A 20,789-nucleotide genomic window follows, 5' to 3' on the forward strand; every position below is an offset into this window, starting at 1 on the left:
AACCGGTTTCAGAAACCGGTTGCATAGTTGCGAAGCGGGTCACTGTTTATTTCGCCAGCGGCTTCGCCTGAACAGTATCAACGGTAGGTGGGGACTGGTAGTTATCAATATGATGAGCGATAACTAAAAGCAGGGCTGAGACGCCTAAAACAATCCAGCCAATAAGTTCTACAATACGGTTAAAAACGTTTTCCATAACTCTGTAGCAAATTGTGAAACCAGAAGGAAATGGTACTAGAGGATTGAAGTAACGCAAGTGTTACATGAACTTAGTTGCGCAAATGACGTAATGCTGCGCGATAACGCGGGCAACATGCGTTAACAGAGGTCTTATCCGCAGCGTAACTGGGACACCGTTATTCTCGTTAAGGGGGTAAAAAATGAGTGATGCTATCCGGGTAGGATTAATCGGTTATGGCTACGCTAGCAAGACCTTTCATGCGCCGCTAATCAGCGGTACGCCAGGGATGACGCTGGCCGCTGTGGCCAGCAGTGATGAAAATAAAGTGCATGCCGATTGGCCTGCAATGCCGGTGGTTAGCGGGCCAGAGCGGATTTTGAACGACCCCAATATCGATCTGGTGGTGATCCCGACCCCAAACGACACCCATTTTCCGCTGGCCAAGGCCGCGCTGGAGGCGGGCAAGCACGTAGTCGTCGATAAACCCTTTACCGTGACACTGTCACAGGCGCGTGAGCTTGAAGCGCTGGCAAAAAGCGGCGGGCGGCTGCTGTCGGTATTCCATAACCGCCGCTGGGACAGCGATTTTCTGACGGTAAAAGCGCTGATCAACGAAGGGCTACTGGGGGAAGTAGGATACTTTGAGTCTCATTTCGATCGCTATCGACCGCAGGTGCGTAATCGCTGGCGTGAACAAGGCGGACCGGGGAGCGGCATCTGGTACGATCTTGCCCCGCATCTGCTGGACCAGGTGGTAAATCTCTTCGGCCTGCCGGTTAGCATGCAGGTTGATCTGGCGCAGTTACGTCCGGGCTCCCAGTCCACCGACTATTTTCATGCGGTTTTAGCCTGGCCGCAGCGTCGTGTCGTGCTGCACGGAACTCTGGTCGCTGCGGCGGAAACGGCGCGCTTTATTATCCACGGTTCGCGAGGAAGCTATGTGAAATACGGTCTCGACCCGCAGGAGGAGCGGCTGAAAAGCGGCGAACGTCTGCCGCAGGAAGACTGGGGATACGATATGCGCGACGGGGTGCTGACGCGAGCGGAGGGCGAGGACATAACCGAGGAGTCGTGGCTTACGCTGCCGGGTAACTATCCGGCCTATTATGCCGCTATTCGCGATGCACTTAACGGAAGCGGCACTAATCCGGTTCCGGCAAGCCAGGCGATTCAGATTATGGAGCTGATTGAGCTTGGCCTCGAGTCGGCCAGACATCGAACGACGCTGTGTCTGAATTAGGTCATCCCGGCGACAACAACCGCCCGGCGTTGAATGACCCCCGTTTATCACGGGGGAGTCGATCAAGCCTGCTGAACGCGCTGCATCAGCGCTGCTTTTTCCCCGGCGCTTAAAAAGGCGAGTTCCAGGCCGTTGATCTGCGCCTGGCGAATCTGCTCGCGGCTCAGGCCGGCAGCCGGGGCGGCAACCGTATATTCGTGGATAATATCGACGCCCTGGACGGCGGGGTCGTCGGTATTAATGCAGGCCAACACGCCGTGCTCGAGGAAAGTTTTCAGCGGATGCCGGGCCAGCGACGGCACGGTGCTGGTCTGGATATTGGAGGTCAGACAGGACTCAATGCCGATGCGCTGCGCGGCGAGATAGTCCATCAGCGCCGGGTCCTGCACCGCCTTCACGCCGTGGCCGATGCGTTCGGCTCCCAGCTCGCGAATGGCCTGCCAGATGCTTTCCGGACCGGCGGCTTCGCCTGCATGGACCGTGATCCGCCAGCCCGCATCGCGCGCGCGGCGGAAGTGCTCCATAAACAGATTCCCCGGGAAGCCAAGTTCATCGCCGGCGAGGTCGAGGGCGGTAATGCCGTCGCGGTGGGCGAGCAGGGCTTCGAGCTCTTCCTCGCACGCCGCTTCGCCGAAGGTGCGGCTCAGAATACCGATCAGACGGGCTTCAACGTTAAAGTCGCGGCTGCCTTCTTTTACCCCAGCGATCACCGCTTCGACGACGCCCGCTACCGGCAGCTGGTGGGTCATCGCCATATAGCGCGGAGAGAAACGCAGTTCGACGTAATGCAGTCCGTTGCGCGCGGCATCTTCAAGGTTTTCATAGGCAACGCGGCGGCAGGCATCCAGAGAAGCGAGCATTTTTACACCCCAATCCAGCTTAGAGAGGAAGCTGACCAGGTCGGGCTCATTGCTGGTGACCTGTACATGAGGACGTAATGTTTCGAGCGTATTTGCCGGAAGTGCGAGGTTATACTGGCGGCCAAGATCGAGAATAGTTTGGGCCCGGATATTACCGTCAAGATGGCGATGGATGTCGGTTAATGGCAAAGTTAAATCAATCATGGTCGCACTCTTTTTTTAGTTAAAGTGCGCGTCATTGTACATCAGAACGATAAATGGTTAAAAGAGGAGAAAAATACCGAATAAATCAATGAAAAAGGGAGTGGTGAGGAAAGATTCCCCTCTCTCTGAGCCGCATGTCGCATTCGCTCATAGCAAAACGCTATTAATCATAGTGAATCAGTATTTAATTTCGCCCGTGTGATTTTCTATAGTCTCTGGCGCTGGTTTTCCTGCAATGAATGGCAGGCTATTTTAAAAAGGACCCTGGGAATATGATCTTTACGTTAAAAAAAATTGCAGTACCGCTGGTTGTCGCAAGCTCGCTGTTGCTGGCAGCCTGCAAACCTGGCGAGCAGGACCCTAACCACATCAAAGTGGGCATTAGCGCAGGCGTTGACCAGGAGGTCTGGGCGGTGGCGCAAAAAGTGGCAAAAGAGAAGTACAATCTCGACGTCGAAGTGGTGACGTTTAATGATTTCGTCCTGCCCAACGAAGCGCTGAACAACGGCGATCTTGATGCTAATGCTTTCCAGCATAAGCCTTATCTGGATAAACAAATTCAGGAGCGCGGCTATAAGCTGGTTCAGGTTGGCACGACGTTCGTTTATCCGATTGCCGCCTATTCGAAGAAAATCAGTTCGGTCGACCAGCTGCCCGATGGCGCTCAGGTGGCCGTTCCCAATGACCCAACTAACCTCGGACGCTCGCTGCTGCTACTGCAAAAGCAGGGGCTGATTACATTGAAGGAGGGCACCGGTCTGCTGCCCACTTCGCTTGATATCATTAATAACCCGAAAAACTTAAAAATCGTCGAGATTGAGGCGCCGCAGCTTACCCGCGCGCTGGACGACCAGCAGATAACCATGGCGATAATTAATACCACTTTCTCAAGCCAGGTGGGCCTGTCACCGTCGCGCAACGGCCTGTTTGTGGAAAGCAAAGATTCGCCCTACGTCAATATCTTTGCGAGCCGCATCGAAAACAAAGATAGCGAAAAGGTAAAAAATCTGGTGAAGGCCTACCAGAGCGATGAGGTGGCCGCGGCGGCAGAACAGCTTTATAAAGGCGATGCGGTTAAGGGCTGGTAATCGTTTCATACCCGGTATGGCGTCAGCCGCCGACGGGCAAGCGCATATAACGGCCGGTAGCGTGCTACCGGCTTTTTGATGGCTATTTTTGAATCAAATAGCGGATGGTTGGCCCATCTTGCTGAATATCGAGCACGGTATAGCCGTGATTTTTGGCATCCAGCGGGATATTGTTAATCGACTGCGGGCAGTCGCTGACCACTTCAAGAATTTCGCCTTTCTTCAGCGAGGGCATCGCTTCAAGCGTGGCGATGGCAGGATAGGGGCAGGGTTCGCCAACCATATCCAGGCGATAGTCCGGGACCAGAGTTTTCATGCGCTTTCCTTAACCGTTGAGGTGGCGAGAGATTTGCGGCGGAAAAAGCGTTTTTCCCAGCCAATAACCAAACCCAGCGCGATCAGCAGCAGGAGATAGGTCACCAGCAGGCCGCCGAAAGGCCCGAATGTCGCCAGCAGGTTGATTTTATCCCAGCTTGTAGCCAGCGCCGGGGAGAGTCCGTCCCAGTAGTATGCCAGGATCGTTGAACCTATCACGTTGCCCAGCCCAACCCACCAGAAGTGCACCTGGCCTTCCACCGCGCGGTACATCCAGCCGGTTTCGCAGCCGCCCGCCAGGACGATTCCAAAGCCAAACAGCAGACCGCCGATGACCGCGTTGGGGCCGGCCCACATAATTTTTGGTTCCATGCCAAGCTGCACGTAGCTGAAGATCCCGATGGCGCTGGCCGCCATACCGAAAATGATTGCCTTCGCCATATTGGTGCGTCCGGTGATCCACATATCGCGAAAGGCAGAGGTAAAGCAGATCTGCGCGCGTTCGATAAGCAGGCCAAACCCGACGCCAAACAGCAGCGCCAGGCCGAGCTTCGGCTGGTTAGCCGCGGTGAGCAGACCCCAGGCGATCATGGCAAAAAAGACCACCATCCCGAGACGGAACCGGCGTCGCGCCTGGTCAGGTTTTTGCGTCAGCGGCGACGCCTGCGACACTTTTTGCATCGTAACCGGAATACGGAAGATGGGCAGCAAGGTAAAACGCGCGCCGAACCAGGTGCCGATAGCCGTCGCGATGGCAAAGAACCAGGCGTGCAGAGAAAACTGCGGGATACCGGTGAAGAAGGCGGCCAGGTTACAGCCCATCGCCAGACGGGCGCCGAAGCCGGCAATGATGCCTCCGGCGACGGCCTGCAGAATACGCACCCGGCTGCGAGGAAAACGCAGCTTCACGTTATTCGCCCACAGCGCAGCGGCGAAACAGCCGCCGAACATGCCGATGATCATCATGCCGTCGATGCGAGTGAGCGGGGTGCCCTCAAGATGAATGAGTTTGTAGTACCCCCACTCTTCGCTGTGCACGCCGATAAGTTGCAGCAATTGTCCGCCCCAGCGGGTAAATTCGCCGGTGACGGCCCAAAAAGTGCCGGTAATGCCGAAGTAGTAGGTTGAGAGAATCCCCGCGGCGATAACGGCGGGAACGGGTGACCAGAATTTAATCAGCCACGTCTGTTTGAATTGTTGCCATGTCATGAAGATGCCTCTGAACTCAGAAGGTATATTACCCGTAGCGGGTTGAAGAGGGGCGATACTACGCTGTTTAGTTCCTGAAAACGCTCGACAGGATCAAATTGACCGATAAAGAGAATATAAAAGGCCACGCGCTGGTGGCCTTTCACGACCGCTTATTCGCGGCCTGCTGTTAATGACGGTACGCGAATTCAGTTAAAGCCCAGACGAATCAGGTTCAGCGGGCTAAATAACCCTTCGTGTCCGTCTATTTCCACGCAATCAGCACGACGGATCTGCTCCGCCGTTTTACCTTCAGCGTGGATGGCCTTAATGACGCCCGTCGCGCCGCTATCGGCTACCATAACCATGCTGCCGGTAGAGATAGCATTACGGTTACGATCGTAAGTTTTCATAATTTCGTCCTCCTGATTAATACTTTGACGGGAATGAAAAGCGGCAATTAAATACACCTTTGCGGCGCGAATTTTTTTGCGTCTCGTCAAAATTTGGTCTCATTATGCCCGGAGACTCTTAGGTCGGGGGCAGGCAGGGGAGCGGGATTGAGACGGTTAATAAGCCAGAGGTTATTTTTTCCACGGTCAGGTGAATCTCATCGGCGTGGCACAGAGAGAACTATGATTTTATTCGCGCTTAATGTTTGTACCGCGCAAAGCGCCGGTGAAATAAACGCCAGCGGTAGCGGGGAGCCCGCTACCTGATTATTGAAGGGAAAATAATTAGCGCAGCGAACGCAGGGCGGCGATTAATCCCTGCACGCCTTTTTCCAGCTTCTCGCGTGGGCAACCGGCGTTGAGACGGACAAAGCCCTTACCCTCTTCGCCGTAAGTGTAGCCGGGCATAATGGCGACCTTCTGCTCCTCGATAAGTGCTTTTTGCAGGGCGCGATCGTCAACGGCCAGCGGGCGCAGGTCAATCCACGCCAGGTAAGTCGCCTGCGGTGGCTGCCAGCCTAGCTCCGGAAACGCCTGATTCAGTTCGCCAGCGATGAAGCGCATATTTTCCTGCAAATAACCGCGCAGGGCATCCAGCCAGGGCGCCCCCTCGCGATAGGCGGCAATATGGGCGACCAGCGCCGGCACGGAAGGTGATGAGAGGCCATCGCGGCTCTTCAGCGCGTGCAGATAGCTTTCGCGCACGGCGGGATCGTCAATCAACCCGTATGCGCCGGTGAATGCCGGAATGTTAAAGCTTTTCGAGCCGGAGGTGAAGAGCGCCCAGGGGCTGCGGGCCACGTCGCACCACGGGATGTGCTGCTGCCCGTCCCAGACCATGTCCATATGGATCTCGTCGCTAATCACTTTTACCCCATGTTTCTCACACAGCTGCGCCATGGTTTCCAGCTCTTCACGGGTCCAGACCTTGCCGGTGGGGTTGTGCGGGCTGCACAGCAGCAGAACGGTATTACGCGGCTGAGCCAGTACCCGCTCCAGGGCCGCCATATCGCAGCGCCAGTGATGGTTGTCGAGAGAGAGCGGCACGGCCGCGACGCGCCGCTGGTTGCCTTCAATGGTTTTATAAAAGGCATCGTAGGCCGGAGTGTGTACCACGATGCCGTCGCCCACTGCCGACCACTGACGAATCATCTCCGCGACCATATAGATCACCGATGGCCCGTAAACAATCGCTTCGCGGTTGATTGGGCTATGAAAACGGCTGGCGAACCAGTGGCTCACCGCGCCGAGGAATTCATCATTTTTCCACCGACTGTAGCCAAAAACACCGTGCCCCAGACGTTTGCTGACGGCATCAAGAATACAGGGGGCGGTGGCGAAATCCATGTCGGAGATCGTAAAGGGCAGCAGGTCGGTTACGCCAAAACGGTCGGCGACGTAATCCCACTGCGTGCACCAGGTACCGTGACGGTCGATCTGCTTTGAAAAATCAAACATCGCAACTTCCTTCATCCTGGCCCCCTGCCGCAAGGCGGGGGCGGAGCTTATGCCTCGACGGTATTCATCAGGACAGCCATTTCATCTTTTACCGACTGCACCTGCGGGCCAATCACTACCTGCAGGTTATGCTGGTTGAGCTGAACCACGCCGATGGCGCGATTCGCTTTCAGCGCGGCGCTGTCGACTTTGCTCATATCGTTAACCGACAGACGCAGGCGGGTAATGCAGTTATCGAGCGAAACGATATTTTCCGCGCCGCCGAGCGCGGCCAGAATCGCCGGAACGTTATACCCTGATTTGCCGGTCACGCCGGTGACAGCCTTCTCAAATGCGCTCGTTGTTTCAATATCGCGTCCCGGCGTTTTCAGGTTAAAGCGGGAGATCGCGAAACGGAAGATACCGTAGTAAACCGCAAACCAGATGGCCGCAACCACCGGTACCATGTACCACTTGGTGGACAGACCGTGCAGAATGCCGAATACCACAAAGTCGATAACGTTGCCGTCGGTGTTCACTGAAGTGTAATAGGTATAATCGAGTTTTCTATATACGCTATTGAACAACCAAGTTGCGTTAACGCCGAAAACTATAGCGGCCTCCATACCTTCAACGGTGTATTTCGGGATGCAATGAAAAAAACATTGCAAATCTAATTGGATGATGGTATATTTTAAAGTTGAATAAATACTTTCGTAAACTTTGTTCCGTAGTATTTCTCCCCTGGGAAACATCCTCTATGTCAGATACAAAGCGGTTTTGCTATGTAGCAAATGCCCGCATTTTGCCGTGGTTATTAGGTAGTAACTATTTAATAGTGTGGTGTGATCTTTATCAGAAAAATAAAAAAAATGAGATTTAACAAAAATGCAACAACCTCAAATTCATTCCCAGCCATCGATTCTATCAGCCCCTTGCTTCCATACCGTCTACCATGAGCACGGTCGTTACAAAATCATCAATGGCGGCTCTTTTGTCCATGATGGTCATGAATACCCTATTAACTCCAAAGGATCTGGTGTTCGGCATGATATCCTTGTGGCGATGGTCAACGAGCTAAAAGCAGTGCTGGGGCTTTATAGCCGAGTGTTCCTTACCCGTTTTGATCTTCATCTCCCTGAATTCACTTCTGCAGACGCTGGTAACAAATACATACGTCAACTGTTCAAGCGATTACGTGCACGTCTGGAGTCTAGGAACAACGGCTTTTCGGAAAAAATAATCAACTTTGCTTATGGCTGGGTGTGTGAACAGGAAAAAGCATCACAACCTCATTACCATTGCTGGATTGCGCTTCCACATCGATTGGTCAACTGGTTTGGTACTCCGGACAGAGGGATAGCTGGTATTATTACTGAAGTCTGGATGAAACTGACGGGTGGTAAAGCGACACTGGTAAACTTGTCTAGGGCTACTAAAGACTATCCTGATCACTACGTTGTTCACCGTGATAATGCTGAGTCACTTGAAGGCCCGGTATTCTGGTTATCCTATCTGGCAAAAGAGAGAAGTAAGTTGCAGACGGGGAAGGGAACACGAAACTATTCAACATCGAAGCTGAGTTGCAAAACGCAGAATTCGTAAATGTTGCGTAGGAAGCACGTAGAGCGATTTCATTTGAACGGTCGTGGGTTTGGTTGTTTTTGTGGTAAAAGTTGCTGAGAATCGCTCTCAGGGCCTCTGGCGATGTTTTTCAGATATGGTTATTGGTTAGCTTATGATTTTAGCTCACTTTGCCGGGTTTTAAAACCCAAAAGATTATACTGATAGATGCAATGCATGGGCATGGATCGTCAAGTCCATGACTAGATAGTTGTTCTGCTCCGTGCCAATTGCAGACATTTAACTGTACAGGTATTAAAGTCTACTGTTAGGTGTTAGCAGAACATCCCAAAACCAAAAAGCTGCGCATCTTTGCTATGTCCGAGTGCTTTGGCTTATTACATGCTGAACCCACTCAAGTTGCTTTGCGTAGATTTTTGGCAGGGGGTGAAAGTACGAGTATCTAGTGTTTGGCTTTAAAATTCCGAGAGGGTTACTAATACGCAAAGCTTCTATTGCCAGCTTGGCTAGAGGAACTAAAGCTTGGTTTACACCCCAGCCAAAAATAACCGGTATACCTTCGACAAAAAGCTGCTCTAGCTCAGACTGACGATTGGGCGAAAAAATGGAGTGCTCTACTAAACTACATTCATCGGATTTCAAGAAACGATACAGCTCGCTTGAATCGGACGTGCGAAGATCTGACAAATTCAGAATTCTTGCATAATCAAACCCCACCGCATCCATAACTCTCATAATCTGTTTTTGTGTAGTATCTGGATGTGCCTCTGATGGTAAGGAGCTATTATCAATACCATTCAAAGGGTAAGATGAACCAGGGTTCATCATTACAACCATGAGATCAGGCTCATCGAGAGTAATGTTGGCTCGCTTTATATCGAGATACCTTCGTAATTTGAAACCATTCGACTCGTAAAAGAGACCTGTAACTTCGAATTTAGCGCTCAACTTGACTCCTTGATGTCATGTGCAGTTTGACTGCTGAAACTGTTGGTTTGAGGTAATATGATTAGCTCACTAACTCCTTCTTGATTCGGTAAAACGTGGCGCGACTGATACCCGCCGCTTTCATGATGTGAGCTGGTTTAACGTTCTGCGCTAGCATTTCGCGAACTGTCTCACGGGCTTCCAGATCTTTTTCTTTCCCCGTGTACAAACCTGCCTGTTTTGCTTTCGCGATCCCCTGCGCCTGGCGTTTACGCCGGGTCTCATAATCTTGTCGTGCCATTGTCGCTAGGATATCGATCAGCATTGCATTCACTGCACGCAGAATGCCACTGGTAAGGTCATTCCCGGACATTTCAACCATCTGCCAACTGGTTGGCAAATCTATTGATACAATAACCAGCCCTTTACTATTCAGCGTAGCTTTAAGTTCAGCCCATTCTTCATGTTTAAGACGGCTGAGACGGTCAATCGCTTCAATAAGAAGCAGATCACCCGGTTGAGCTTCCGCAAGTAGGCGCATTAGCTCTACGCGATCCAGCTTCGCACCGCTGGCATTCTCAATGTACTCTTCGGCAATCTGCCAGTTCTTGCTTTGCGCAAATTCGCGCAGGCTAATCAGTGCACGATCGGCATGTTGGCCTTCTGTAGATGCGCGGCAATAGATACGGACATTCATGGGTTTTCTCATTAGAGTTTTTAATTAATACCCATATGATACATAACCTGTATTTGTAGTCAATAGAGTTCATTGAAACCCTATTGAGACAATGTTTCATGGTCTATATCGGGTATACCCTTATGAGACGCACAAAACCCCAAGATATTTGATATAGCCTCAATCTCAGAGTAGGGGGGCTTTTTTTTTGCACTAAGCACTTGATGCATTATGGCGGAGTGGAGACCTCAGACTTTATCGATTAATCAAGACAACACAACTTTTTTCAATCTTTTCTTCTGTTAACTCAGTTAGCAAAGCAAGCTAAGTTGTCTCGGTGCGACAAGTGAACCTTACAAGCCGTGTGAACTGTGTGAACTGTGTAAGCTTTGTAAACATTGTAAACTTTGTTTTACTTTGTTTGTTTTTGGGGTATTGTGCTTCACAAGATTCAATCAGAGGAAAGTAAAATGAGTAAGACAATTAGAATTGATGATGAAGTTTATGCTCGGTTAGGTGCGCTAAGTACGGATTTTGACTCACCGAGTGAAACTATAAGAAAAATCGTTCTTCAGTACGAAACCACGCTTGCCGCAGACCTTATACGGCCTGTTATTGAAGGAAAAAAAGAAAACCTTATTGCTGAAGAGAAGTTAGGCTTAAAAAAATGCAGTTTTACAGTGCTTCATCATTTTGATGTAGAAGCAGTTAAATCAGTGATGGAAAGTATCAAAAGTGAACTCTCGGCTCCAGGTGAGTTTGAGGTTACTTATGATTGTTCAATTAATGCGCTTACTGGTGAAGTACAGAAAAAGGAAAAGTAGTTGCTGGTTCTGCAATGTTTGCAGGGTTCTAACGAAATGGCTATGTAAAATTTCTCAGCCGGAATTCACATACATTGGGTACACTTTAAAGTGTTTTAAATGAGATACAGAATGGGATACATTGTGGGCTACAACCCGCACTCCACCGCTTCTGGTGTCTGATGAAATGGGATACAAAGCTGACTTATCGGCCAGGTATTTTTTATCAAAGTGTGAACCACAACCTATGATTTATTGAATGATAGAATTAATCTGTTGGTGAGTGATACAGGGGATTTTCCCCTGCATATTAAGGACATGAAAAGTTACCTACGACAAATTACTCTGTCAAAAATTCCGTCACTGGCAACAAGAATTTTTCGCTGTTTATGTGGTTCCTTGGAGATCATGTCTGACATTAGTATAGAGTCATCGAGAAATACGCCACCAAAGGATCCTGGTCGCGCATTTCTCCCGGCGATTACTATCGATTTTCCAATATTCAACGCAGCCAATTCGTCGTTATTGGAGTCTGTATTTTCGAATATGAATTTCAATCCCTCATCTGAACCGGGAATACTCAAGGTTACCAGAGGTTTTTTGCTGAAAGTAACAGTACCAATATCTGTTATTTTCCCTGTAACCATCAATCGGCAATTTTTGAAGTCATTTTTTGCACGGAATTCATGCTCTTGAAATCGTGCATACACTTCCCCGGTTGTGTACATTCTCGGAAATATATCGACTGTCAGTGGCTTTGGTGGTTCCGTTGGTTGGTGTGACGGGGCTGTATTCGTATTTTCTACGACCTTTGTTTCCGGTGTGTTAGGTTGGTCTGGAGTGGTTGATAGTCCGTACAAGATGTTACCGATGCCATAAATTATAGCAACAGCTATAAAGGATTTTTTAATATAGTGTACGTATGATGAATTCATTTCATTCTTCCATGATTTCTATACTAATTACTTGATCGCTATTTCGATATAATCTCATGTTTTCTGGTGGGGATTTAATCGCGTTACGGATCTCGTTCATTGTGTCATTCGATAACATATCACTGCATTCCATATACATAACCTTGCGGGTGTCGATATCTGGTATGTTAGTGAAGCTATTACTAACCCACGAATCCGGTATATCGACTTCATGTACCAGCATCATATATTTTACGATGAACGTATCTGTTAGATGAAATCGTCCAACTATATGTTTCCCGGAGTAGGAACTATCAGGAGATGACTGCAACCATTCGTTTTTCAATACTCTAACTAGTCCATTATTTTCCATTTTCAGCTTCCAGTTCAAGAATACGCTCGTTCGTCATATTAGTGAGACATTCCCAGTTGCCATTGCAGGCAGACTTTGATTTTATCCATTGTCTTTGTGCTGGTAACAAACTCTTACGGGTTTCTTTATTTAAATTTTGCCATGCGTCGTTTAATTTTTGATCACTAACATTATATTCTTTGCTGAAATCAGCCTTGTCTTCGCTTTCGAAATTTGGTTCTGTGTCATCATTTTTACTATCACTGCCTTTCTTTTTACTCTTTTTAAGATATGATTTTTCTGAACAGGCTTTTTCCCAATTTTTTGCCGCAGCGTTAGTCACATCGTCTATGAACATTTCACGGAATGTAGTTCCGTTCAATTTTGCGGCCTCCTCCATAAGAAGGCGTCCCTCATAAGGCATTTTTCTTAGTTGCTCATCAATATCAATTTCGTTCGATTCCTTTATAAAAACCTTGAGTTCGTCTTTAGTTGGCGCACCGGCTTTGCACATTTCTTCCTCATTACTAAGCATTGCCTTCGTCAGTTTTCGTAGGGGGACACTATCTTTGGCTGAACATTTTTGCTTAATCTTGGCTCTGATATTTTGGGATTGTTCTTTGAGAAGCAAGCGAGCTGCATTTGGATCATTTTGATACATAGGCAGGGCTAGTGGCCCATCAAGGAGTATTAGATCGATTTCACTTCGCGACGGCCCGCCGTTCGAACAAAGCTCCTCTCGTGGAAGGGCCATTAATTCATCTATAGAACCAATATCATGGAAACCATTGAAGCTACTTGGAGTTGCTAGTGCTGCTGCTGGGAGAGTAATTGATAGCAACATAATGATTTTAAAAGATTTTAACGGTTTCATTTTTTAGAGCATCCTTGTTTTAGTTGTTATTAACAAACCCTGAGTAAAGGGTACATAGGTTCTTTGTCTATGCGGCTTATATGTTAAATTGATCTTCTGATCCTATCAAGAATTGAAAATCGATCGTTTTAACCGATCGATATCGTGGTGTAAAAAACATCAAACGATGATTGTGGATATCATCAACATATTGATTTAAACGCTTTTATCTGCTAGTGAAGGGCAAAGGGAATATTCTGGGGGTCTTACACAGGGAGCAGATCACTGATCCTATAAGAAGTGGATCAATGGGTTCAGCTTGTAGATGTAGTGAATATGATGTGATTAATAGTCATTGTGCTAAAACGCCCTGTATCGAGTTTCACGGGGTTTTGGTATCAAATGATACAAGAGAAGCCTTGAATGCTCTGACAAGATACAGAGCGATTCATGGCGATACAGAGATGGATGGTGAGAATATCTACTGCTAATGTTGGCATGTGAGGTAATTTTGTATCGGCGTTAACATTTGTCTTTATTCTGTCAGTTCATCGATCAGGGTTCTAGGATTCTCGAGTCGTTTTTTCACTTCCATCATGAACTTATCTCGGTTGATTAATATGTCAATATGGTCGTGCAGTATGAAACCTTCAGATTCAATAAGTTGAGTGTTGTTGATAGTCTGCACCTCAACATAAACCTTACCCTTCCTCCAGCCTGAGTTGTTTTCGATAACAACGCGTTGTTTCTGCTGATCGCGGTATGTGATGGTAAACAAATTGTGTTTCTTATCTATTCTGAAGCAATCAACGCGCATAACAACGGTCTTAATGCTTGCCCTTATTTTTGCTCGTAAAGGGGCTAGGGCGTCATTAATGTCAAACTCCCTGAACTTGTCCCACCCTTCAGTGTTCATTTGCACGATTGATTCATCGTATAATCTTTTTGCCACTACCAGTCTTTGTTTTTCTTGTTCCAGTTGATCAATTTTCGAAGTGATGTTGTTAATGATTTCTGGACTTTTAGCTGAACCTATAGCTAATACATAGTTCTCAATTTGTGATTGTATATCTGCTATTTTACCTTCTAAACCAGATGGTTGAGATTTTGTCGGCAAGAAAACTCGGTCAGCTATCAGTTGTAAAATTGTCCGTTCAAGGGTGCTTGCTCTGAATCCCCACTTATTACAATCTTGATGTAAATCCCTGGATGCACACTGGTAACGGTAAGCATGTGGATGGTTTTTAAGGGTTGATTTGGCTTTAACCATATAGCATGAGCAGTGTGCGCAGTACAGAATACCAATACCGGAAAGTAACGGTATTTCTGGGTTACTCTCACGATTAGGGGCAAACCCTTTGTTTCCTACTTGAAGTTTTAATGCTTCGTATTCATCTTTGCTGATAATCGCAGGGTAATAATCGTCCAGAATGTATTCTGCATTGTTTATCGTAATCACTTTTCGCCCATAAATAGCCGGTTCAAGGATTCTGGAGCAATGCTGCATATTCCATATACCTTTTGATTTTTTGTTGCCAATAATCGGCCCATCGTAGCTGTTTTTTAGGTGCTGAAGGATCATCCGGTTAGACCAACCATCTTGTTTCAACTGGATAATTTCTTTTGCTATGGGGAACAGTACCGGATGCGGGTTAACATAGCCACTACTCGAATCTGTCCACCATTTATCCGATCCTAACTCTTTTATTGCGATTACAGGATCACCCGGTTTCCGTTGCTGGTGACGTTCTATCTTGGATAGCGCACTAGCAATGGTTCGTTGCGATTTGGTTGAACTCTCTTCATTTGCACGACTGAACAACATCACACTAAACATCAGTTGCTGAAATGTATCGTTATTTGCATCAGTATGCTTGTAAACCTGTCTGTCAATCCCGGTGATAACCGTGATGCCATTAAGCAGTAAACCGGTGAACAAATTAACCGCTTGCATTGCGTTCTGACGCGAGAAGCGGTCAAGAGATTCAATCAAAAGGAAAGACCCCTTTGGTATCACACCGGATTTCACTTGGGCTATGAAATCGGATAACGCGCCTTCTTGAAGGTTTTTACCCTTGTACGCGGATACGCCTAAATCCTGATACTCCTCGAAAACCTCCAACTTGTATTCTTCGGCGATCTGTTTCGCCATCTTAGCAATGTAGCTTTTTTGACGTTCAAGCGAGTTACCTTTGCCTTGCCGTTCGCTGGAGTAACGGATATACGAATATAAGCGTGGACGATTCATGACATTGTGTTTCGCGGGAAGAAGTGTATTTCTTGGGATTGTAACATATGCAGACATAAGCCATCACCTCACGGATACCCCATCGAAGAGGCGGGTATTGATTTTTACGCTTCGAATCTTAATGGGATGTAGTTTACCTTAGTATTGCCGATTGTCACGCCGAGGATCGCCATTACGGTAAAGCCCAGGCCGGTCAGTAACGCATGGATAACGTAGAGAACCGGCGCGACGAACAGGAACAGGAATTCCAGCGGTTCGGTGGTGCCGCCTACCACGCAGGCGATAACGCCGGAAATCAGCAGGCCTTTAATCTTATGGCGATTTTCCGGACGCGCGCAGTGATACATCGCCAGCGCTGCGCCCGGCAGGCCGCCGAGGAATGCCGGCATTTTACCCTGTGACAGGAAGCGGGTCGCGCTCTCGGCGAAGCCGTGGCTGGTCGGGCAGCTTAGCTGGGCCTGGAAAATCGTCAGCGCGCCGCTGACGCTATGACCGCAAACGTCCAGGGTGCCGCCCGCTTCGGTAAAGCGGATCAGCGCCACCAGAATATGGTGCAGGCCAAAAGGCAGCAGCAGGCGTTCACCGGTGCCGAAGATCATCGGTCCGAAATCACCTGCGCTATTGATGGCCTGGCCGAGTGCGTTAATCCCCATGGCGAAAACGGGCCATATTAGCGGGATCACCAGACCGACCAGGCCGAGAACCACGGTCGTAATAATGGGCACAAAGCGGGTACCGCCAAAAAAGGCCAGCGCGTCGGGCAGGCGGATGTTATGGAAACGTTCGTGCAGCATCCAGACGATGATCCCGGCGATCACCGCGCCGAGGATCCCGGTGTCGATCGATTGAATACCGATAATGTTCTGGATGTTATTGGCTTTGAGGATGGCGGCATCGGTGGTCGGCAGAATACCTTTGGCCGTCAGCCAGAAGTTTACCGCCAGGTTCATTACCGCGTAGCCGACAAAACCGGCAAACGCGGCGACGCCTTTGTTTTCTCGCGCCAGACCCAGTGGAATGGCGATACAAAACATCACCGGCAGAAAGCTGAAGGCAAAGGAGCCGACTTTGCCCATCCAGACGAAAACGGCCTGCAGCAGCGGCACGTCCAGCCACGGCAGAAGCGTCAGGACATCATGGCTGCTCAGAGAGCTGCCGATCCCCAGCATGATCCCGCAAAAGGAGAGTAATGCTACGGGTAACATGAAGGTTTTCCCGAGCTGCTGGAAAAACTCCCACAAGGTAATTTTGTTTGCTGTTTTCGCCGTCATAACATGAATCCTGGTTCTAAAAGTTATCGGTAGGATGCAACGCCACGAAAAGATAAAACGTTTTACCAAACTTTAGTGCGATAAAAATCACATATTCCAGCGATAATAAAGTTTATAAAGAGGGCATCCTGATAAAACGTTTTATCGACAGCCAAAGGGAGTCGGCCTGCAGTTATGGCTATCGCGAAAAAAATTACCATTAATGATGTCGCGCAGGCGGCGGGGGTATCCGTCAGTACCGTCTCGCTGGTACTGAGCGGCAAGGGGCGTATTTCGTCGGCAACCGGCGAGCGCGTCAATCACGCCATTGAACAGTTGGGCTTTGTGCGTAACCGCCAGGCGGCGTCCCTGCGCGGCGGCCAGAGCGGGGTGATTGGCCTGATCGTCAGCGACTTGTCGAAGCCTTTCTACGCGGAGATGACCGCCGGATTGACCGATGCGCTTGAGTCGCAGGGCAGAATGGTCTTCCTCACCCAGGGCGGGCACAGCGGAGAAAAAATGCTCCAGCGTTTTGATACCCTGGTTTCGCAGGGGGTCGATGGCGTAGTGATTGCCGGCGCCATCGATCGGGGGGGCGAACTGCGCGATCGCGCGGCGGAAGCCGGAATGCCGCTGGTCTTCGCCTCCCGCGCCAGCTATCTCGACGATGTGGACCTGATCCGCCCGGATAATATGCAGGCGGCGCAAATTGTCACCGAGCACCTGATCCGCCGCGGTCATCAGCGCATTGCCTGGCTGGGAGGGCAAAGTTCATCCCTGACGCGCGCCGAACGGGTTGGCGGCTACTGCGCCACCCTGCTGAAATATGGCCTGCCGTTTCATAGCGAGTGGGTAGTGGAGTGCGGCTCAAGCCAGAAGCAGGCGGCGGAGGCGATGACGGCCCTGCTGCGGCAAAACCCGACCATTAGCGCCGTGCTCTGTTATAACAGCGTGATCGCGACCGGGGCGTGGTTTGGCCTGATGCGCGCCGGGCGACAGAGCGGAGAGGATGGCGTTGAAAGCTATTTCGAACAGCGGGTCGCGCTGGCGGCATTTGCGGAATTACCCGAGGAGGCGCTGGATGATCTGCCGCTGACCTGGGTTACGACTCCCGCCCGGGAGATGGGGCAAAGCCTGGCGGAGTGTATTTTACGGCGTATGGAAGAGGGGCAGGGAGCGGCGCGAAACCAGATCATCTCTCCTCGGCTGATTACGCGTAAATAGCCCCTGGTGAGGGGCTATATATCATTTATTGCTGCGGCGCGACTGGCGGTACCACTTCTTGCGGCAGCGTCTCCTGCGGCTCAGCGGGCGCCGGGACAGGGGGAAGCGCTAAACCGAACATCCCGGCAAACTCATCCAGCGGCATTTTCTGCCCGTTCAGCGTCACCTGGCCGTCAGCATACTGCAGGCTGGAGGTGATGGCGTTATCTTCCATAGTGGTAATACGGAACATCTGTCCCATCGCCGCCAGGCCTTTCACCTGCTGCTCTGCAAGCTTAGCGGCGTCGGCGGGCTGATAGCCTTCCAGCCCGGCAATCTGAGTCATAAACGCCGTCGCCATATCGACCGGGATCACCAGCTTGCCGTCGAGAGATTTGACGCTACGATCCACTTCCTCGGCCAGCGTCTGCGGCGGAGTGGTAGTCAGCGACGGATCTTTGAGCAGAATCGATAGATTCAGGGTGGTTTCGCCCTTCGCGTTGCGCCAGCTCAGCGGAGAAATGGTCAGGGACGGGCTGCCTTTCAGCATCATCGGCAGTGAGCTAAAGAAGGTTTGCGTTAGCGCCTGCTGGTACAGCTCAGGATTCTGCGCCAGCTGAGGGTCCGCCATCAGCGCCTGGGCGTCGGCATTGTACTTCTGGCTGAACTGATGGAAAGCTTCACCATCAATATTGTCCAGCTTCAGGGTCAGCCTGCCGCTACCGATATCCTGATTTTGCAGCTTCAGGCTGTTGACGGTGTAGTCCAGCTGGCTGTTAATCCCTTTGCCGTCTGCGGTCAGCGAAGAGTTGCCGTCGATTTTCATCCCTTCAAACAGCGCCAGCTCTTTTCCTTCAACGCCAATCGCCAGTTTTTCCAGCGAGATGGCCTGCTTGCCAATACGCTCGTTGAAGCTGGCCATTTCGGTGGAACCGTCGGTTTTCAGATTATTAAAGGTGAGCTGTACCTTCTGATTGTATTCGTTGACCGCGTTAATTTGCCCGCTGCCCGCTTCGCCGCTCAGGCTGAGGGTTTTTCCCTCTCGATCGGCGTTAAGCTGGAACTGGCCGCCGCTAAAAGTGACTTTCTCGTCGTCTTTCGCGTAATCAAGCGGTTTCAGCACGATAGCGGACTGGTTGTCGCCGCTGTAGGCGATGCGGGTATCGATAGTAAACGGCGTTTCGCCTTTTGCAATGTCAAACAGCGACTTGCTGGCCTCGTTGTTCACTAAGGTGGTTTTGACGGATGCCATCGCCGGGGCGAGGTTAAAGGATTTCAGTGAAGCCAGCGGGAAGGGGCCGTGATCGACAACTTCGTCAAACACCAGCGACTGTCCGGCGGCCAGCCAGCGGGGCGCTTTGCCGGCGATGGGTTTCAGGACCAGTTGTAAACGGCTGCTGAACAGACCGCGCTGATAGTCCTGATAGGTGAGCTCTACGCCAGCCTGCGGCGCGCTGCTTTGCAGCTGAGCATTCGCCTGCTGCACCATATCGGCAATGCGGCTTTCCAGCTGCTTCCCTGTGTACCACGCGCCGCCCGTCCAGACGACGCCCAGCGCGATGATAACTCCTGCTGCGACCAGCGATTTTTTCATAGCATTTGTCCATAAATGAAACCAGGCGGATTGGGCCGCCTGGTTGTGTTGTCATGATGAGTGAAAGTCTAGCAACTGTGGCTAAAAAGTTCAGTAACTTACTGGAGCTTATTAAACACGCGCGCCACGCGACCGCTGCCGCTGACCTGTACCGGTGATTCGTTGTGCGCCACGAAAGCCGACTCGCCCGGCTTCAGCGTCAGGCGCTGTTCGCCTTTCACGATCGTCGCTTCACCCTCGACGCAGAACAGGATCGCCGCGCTATCCTGGGCGATGGTGGACGCCTGCGCTGAAAGGTCGTGCAGCGAGAAAGCAAAATCGTCAACCGGGATGGGGAAGTCCAGCTCCGCGCCGTGAATGACCGGCTGGGTCAGGAGTTCGCCAGCGGGTTTGGGTTCAAATTTGACGTTTGCCACCAGCTCCGGAATATCGATGTACTTCGGCGTCAATCCCGCGCGCAGGACGTTGTCGGAGTTGGCCATCACCTCCAGCGCCACGCCCTGCAGGTAGGCGTGCGGCGTTTCCGCAAACAGGAACATCGCCTCGCCGGGATTCAGCTTGACCACGTTGAGCAGTAGCGGAGAGAAAAGGCCGCTATCGTCCGGATAGAACTCGGCGATCAGGCGGATAGTCTGCCATGGTTCTCCCTGCTCGCTGTCCAGCGCTCTCTGCAGTACGCTCAGGGCGTGCGCTTTTTCGTCGCCTTTCATGTTCAGCAGGCTGGCAAACAGCTGGCTCAGATGGGCGGCGTCAGGCTGCGCCAGGAACTGCGCTATTGCCGGATGCGCTTCAGCTACCGGCTGCAGCAGCTTCACGATTTCGGAAAACTCGCGGAAGGCGTTCATGGCAAGGAACGGCGTTAACGCGAAAACCAGCTCCGGCTTGTGGTTCGGATCTTTATAGTTACGTTCGGCGGCATCAAGCGGGATCCCGGCGGCATTCTCTTTGGCAAACCCGATTTCCGAGGCCCGTTTGTTCGGGTGAACCTGAATAGAGAGCGGCTGGGCGGCGCACAGCACTTTAAACAGGAACGGCAGTTCACCAAAACGCTCGGCAACTTTGGTGCCAAGCAGGGTCGTTTTATCGCTGTCGATTGCATCGCGCAGAGAACGCGGCGTTCCGGCGTCATCGAGAATTTGCGAGCTGCTCTTCGGATGCGCGCCCATCCACAGCTCCGCCATCGGCAGGTTGTTTGGGTTAGCAATGCCATAAAGTTCGGTTAAGGCGGTATGACTTCCCCAGGCGTAATTTTGCACTGAGTTGATGAGTTTTTGCATTCTCAATCCCTGTTTCCACTTGATAGTAATGGCACTATTAAACCAGCAAACGCCCGAGAAGCAACCGGTGCGAAGAAAAAGTCGTCCTTGTCTCAGTTTTTGTTAAAAAATTGTGTAGAATCGATCGACTCGCTTTTCTACGG

The 20,789-nt window shown here is 50.6% G+C and carries 18 protein-coding genes and 2 pseudogenes; 5 read left to right on the forward strand and 15 right to left on the reverse strand.

The window, feature by feature from the left end; all coding sequences use genetic code 11:
- Positions 1-46: 46 nt before the first annotated feature.
- The gene (gene blr, locus K2184_RS02590; RefSeq protein WP_017145752.1) at positions 47-196 is read right to left on the reverse strand and encodes a division septum protein Blr; all 150 of its coding nucleotides are present in this window, start codon (positions 194-196) and stop codon (positions 47-49) included.
- A gap of 184 nt (positions 197-380) precedes the next feature.
- Between blr and K2184_RS02595 the strand changes: the two genes are divergently transcribed.
- Entirely contained in the window at positions 381-1,421 is a 1,041-nt protein-coding gene (locus tag K2184_RS02595; RefSeq protein ID WP_016810109.1) for an oxidoreductase, read from the forward strand.
- Positions 1,422-1,483: 62 nt separating this feature from the next.
- On the opposite strand, the gene add is transcribed toward K2184_RS02595, so the two are convergent.
- On the reverse strand, positions 1,484-2,485 hold the full coding sequence (gene add / locus K2184_RS02600) for an adenosine deaminase (protein ID WP_017145754.1): 1,002 nt from the start codon (positions 2,483-2,485) through the stop codon (positions 1,484-1,486).
- A 272-nt stretch (positions 2,486-2,757) separates the two neighbouring features.
- Between add and metQ the strand changes: the two genes are divergently transcribed.
- Positions 2,758-3,573 carry a methionine ABC transporter substrate-binding lipoprotein MetQ gene (metQ, locus tag K2184_RS02605; RefSeq protein WP_004102620.1) on the forward strand — a complete coding sequence of 272 codons (816 nt, stop codon included), beginning with the start codon at positions 2,758-2,760 and terminating at the stop codon, positions 3,571-3,573.
- An 82-nt stretch (positions 3,574-3,655) separates the two neighbouring features.
- Here metQ and yedF read toward each other — a convergent pair whose 3' ends face one another.
- The 5 genes and pseudogenes from yedF to K2184_RS02630 form a co-directional block, all read right to left on the reverse strand.
- A complete protein-coding gene (gene yedF / locus K2184_RS02610) occupies positions 3,656-3,889 on the reverse strand; it encodes a sulfurtransferase-like selenium metabolism protein YedF (protein ID WP_004102619.1) in 234 nt (77 codons plus the stop codon).
- Positions 3,886-5,097 (reverse strand): selenium metabolism membrane protein YedE/FdhT, encoded by a 1,212-nt coding sequence (gene yedE, locus K2184_RS02615; protein WP_064344436.1) that lies wholly within the window; start codon positions 5,095-5,097, stop codon positions 3,886-3,888. Before yedE ends, yedF begins: the two co-directional genes overlap by 4 nt.
- Before the next feature lie 188 nt (positions 5,098-5,285).
- Positions 5,286-5,489 carry a putative selenium delivery protein YdfZ gene (gene ydfZ / locus K2184_RS02620; protein ID WP_004102617.1) on the reverse strand — a complete coding sequence of 68 codons (204 nt, stop codon included), beginning with the start codon at positions 5,487-5,489 and terminating at the stop codon, positions 5,286-5,288.
- 324 nt (positions 5,490-5,813) lie between these two features.
- Positions 5,814-6,986 carry a MalY/PatB family protein gene (locus K2184_RS02625; protein WP_163525505.1) on the reverse strand — a complete coding sequence of 391 codons (1,173 nt, stop codon included), beginning with the start codon at positions 6,984-6,986 and terminating at the stop codon, positions 5,814-5,816.
- Between the two features lie 47 nt (positions 6,987-7,033).
- Positions 7,034-7,510 (reverse strand): annotated as a pseudogene (locus tag K2184_RS02630) (glucose PTS transporter subunit EIIB); the annotation flags it as partial.
- 343 nt (positions 7,511-7,853) lie between these two features.
- On the opposite strand from K2184_RS02630, the gene K2184_RS02635 reads away from it, so the two are divergent.
- Positions 7,854-8,570 carry a YagK/YfjJ domain-containing protein gene (locus K2184_RS02635; protein WP_032442202.1) on the forward strand — a complete coding sequence of 239 codons (717 nt, stop codon included), beginning with the start codon at positions 7,854-7,856 and terminating at the stop codon, positions 8,568-8,570.
- A gap of 333 nt (positions 8,571-8,903) precedes the next feature.
- Here K2184_RS02635 and K2184_RS02640 read toward each other — a convergent pair whose 3' ends face one another.
- Together K2184_RS02640 and K2184_RS02645 are read right to left on the reverse strand one after the other, a co-directional pair.
- On the reverse strand, positions 8,904-9,497 hold the full coding sequence (locus K2184_RS02640) for a DUF1643 domain-containing protein (protein ID WP_032442200.1): 594 nt from the start codon (positions 9,495-9,497) through the stop codon (positions 8,904-8,906).
- A 61-nt stretch (positions 9,498-9,558) separates the two neighbouring features.
- Positions 9,559-10,173, reverse strand: coding sequence for a recombinase family protein (locus K2184_RS02645; protein ID WP_032442199.1), 615 nt, complete (start codon positions 10,171-10,173; stop codon positions 9,559-9,561).
- 449 nt (positions 10,174-10,622) lie between these two features.
- On the opposite strand from K2184_RS02645, the gene K2184_RS02650 reads away from it, so the two are divergent.
- Positions 10,623-10,976, forward strand: coding sequence for a hypothetical protein (locus tag K2184_RS02650; protein ID WP_032442198.1), 354 nt, complete (start codon positions 10,623-10,625; stop codon positions 10,974-10,976).
- Positions 10,977-11,281: 305 nt separating this feature from the next.
- Here the strand turns inward: K2184_RS02650 and K2184_RS02655 are convergent, their stop codons facing one another.
- From K2184_RS02655 to malX, 4 genes and pseudogenes are all read right to left on the reverse strand, one after another.
- Positions 11,282-11,890 carry a hypothetical protein gene (locus tag K2184_RS02655; RefSeq protein ID WP_032442197.1) on the reverse strand — a complete coding sequence of 203 codons (609 nt, stop codon included), beginning with the start codon at positions 11,888-11,890 and terminating at the stop codon, positions 11,282-11,284.
- Between the two features lie 341 nt (positions 11,891-12,231).
- Entirely contained in the window at positions 12,232-13,095 is an 864-nt protein-coding gene (locus K2184_RS02660) for a lysozyme inhibitor LprI family protein (RefSeq protein ID WP_050597781.1), read from the reverse strand.
- 514 nt (positions 13,096-13,609) lie between these two features.
- Positions 13,610-15,379 (reverse strand): recombinase family protein, encoded by a 1,770-nt coding sequence (locus K2184_RS02665; RefSeq protein WP_032442195.1) that lies wholly within the window; start codon positions 15,377-15,379, stop codon positions 13,610-13,612.
- Positions 15,380-15,447: 68 nt separating this feature from the next.
- Positions 15,448-16,593 (reverse strand): annotated as a pseudogene (gene malX / locus K2184_RS02670) (PTS maltose transporter subunit IICB); the annotation flags it as partial.
- 174 nt (positions 16,594-16,767) lie between these two features.
- Here malX and K2184_RS02675 point away from each other — a divergent pair.
- Positions 16,768-17,796 carry a Mal regulon transcriptional regulator MalI gene (locus K2184_RS02675; RefSeq protein WP_004102611.1) on the forward strand — a complete coding sequence of 343 codons (1,029 nt, stop codon included), beginning with the start codon at positions 16,768-16,770 and terminating at the stop codon, positions 17,794-17,796.
- A 25-nt stretch (positions 17,797-17,821) separates the two neighbouring features.
- Here the strand turns inward: K2184_RS02675 and K2184_RS02680 are convergent, their stop codons facing one another.
- Together K2184_RS02680 and manA are read right to left on the reverse strand one after the other, a co-directional pair.
- A complete protein-coding gene (locus K2184_RS02680; RefSeq protein WP_004113410.1) occupies positions 17,822-19,369 on the reverse strand; it encodes a YdgA family protein in 1,548 nt (515 codons plus the stop codon).
- 98 nt (positions 19,370-19,467) lie between these two features.
- Positions 19,468-20,646, reverse strand: coding sequence for a mannose-6-phosphate isomerase (gene manA / locus K2184_RS02685; protein ID WP_163525509.1), 1,179 nt, complete (start codon positions 20,644-20,646; stop codon positions 19,468-19,470).
- Positions 20,647-20,789 lie beyond the last annotated feature (143 nt).

It is taken from the genome of Klebsiella sp. K5-306 (genome assembly GCF_051835185.1).
Taxonomy (GTDB): Bacteria; Pseudomonadota; Gammaproteobacteria; order Enterobacterales; family Enterobacteriaceae; genus Klebsiella; species Klebsiella oxytoca.

What these genes read in the sequence shown, in the direction of transcription:
- blr (WP_017145752.1), bottom strand. Translation starts at nt 196, where the DNA reads ATGGAAAACGTTTTTAACCGTATTGTAGAACTTATTGGCTGGATTGTT.
- K2184_RS02595 (WP_016810109.1), top strand. Translation starts at nt 381, where the DNA reads ATGAGTGATGCTATCCGGGTAGGATTAATCGGTTATGGCTACGCTAGC.
- add (WP_017145754.1), bottom strand. Translation starts at nt 2,485, where the DNA reads ATGATTGATTTAACTTTGCCATTAACCGACATCCATCGCCATCTTGAC.
- metQ (WP_004102620.1), top strand. Translation starts at nt 2,758, where the DNA reads ATGATCTTTACGTTAAAAAAAATTGCAGTACCGCTGGTTGTCGCAAGC.
- yedF (WP_004102619.1), bottom strand. Translation starts at nt 3,889, where the DNA reads ATGAAAACTCTGGTCCCGGACTATCGCCTGGATATGGTTGGCGAACCC.
- yedE (WP_064344436.1), bottom strand. Translation starts at nt 5,097, where the DNA reads ATGACATGGCAACAATTCAAACAGACGTGGCTGATTAAATTCTGGTCA.
- ydfZ (WP_004102617.1), bottom strand. Translation starts at nt 5,489, where the DNA reads ATGAAAACTTACGATCGTAACCGTAATGCTATCTCTACCGGCAGCATG.
- K2184_RS02625 (WP_163525505.1), bottom strand. Translation starts at nt 6,986, where the DNA reads ATGTTTGATTTTTCAAAGCAGATCGACCGTCACGGTACCTGGTGCACG.
- K2184_RS02635 (WP_032442202.1), top strand. Translation starts at nt 7,854, where the DNA reads ATGCAACAACCTCAAATTCATTCCCAGCCATCGATTCTATCAGCCCCT.
- K2184_RS02645 (WP_032442199.1), bottom strand. Translation starts at nt 10,173, where the DNA reads ATGAATGTCCGTATCTATTGCCGCGCATCTACAGAAGGCCAACATGCC.
- K2184_RS02650 (WP_032442198.1), top strand. Translation starts at nt 10,623, where the DNA reads ATGAGTAAGACAATTAGAATTGATGATGAAGTTTATGCTCGGTTAGGT.
- K2184_RS02655 (WP_032442197.1), bottom strand. Translation starts at nt 11,890, where the DNA reads ATGAATTCATCATACGTACACTATATTAAAAAATCCTTTATAGCTGTT.
- K2184_RS02660 (WP_050597781.1), bottom strand. Translation starts at nt 13,095, where the DNA reads ATGAAACCGTTAAAATCTTTTAAAATCATTATGTTGCTATCAATTACT.
- K2184_RS02665 (WP_032442195.1), bottom strand. Translation starts at nt 15,379, where the DNA reads ATGTCTGCATATGTTACAATCCCAAGAAATACACTTCTTCCCGCGAAA.
- K2184_RS02675 (WP_004102611.1), top strand. Translation starts at nt 16,768, where the DNA reads ATGGCTATCGCGAAAAAAATTACCATTAATGATGTCGCGCAGGCGGCG.
- K2184_RS02680 (WP_004113410.1), bottom strand. Translation starts at nt 19,369, where the DNA reads ATGAAAAAATCGCTGGTCGCAGCAGGAGTTATCATCGCGCTGGGCGTC.
- manA (WP_163525509.1), bottom strand. Translation starts at nt 20,646, where the DNA reads ATGCAAAAACTCATCAACTCAGTGCAAAATTACGCCTGGGGAAGTCAT.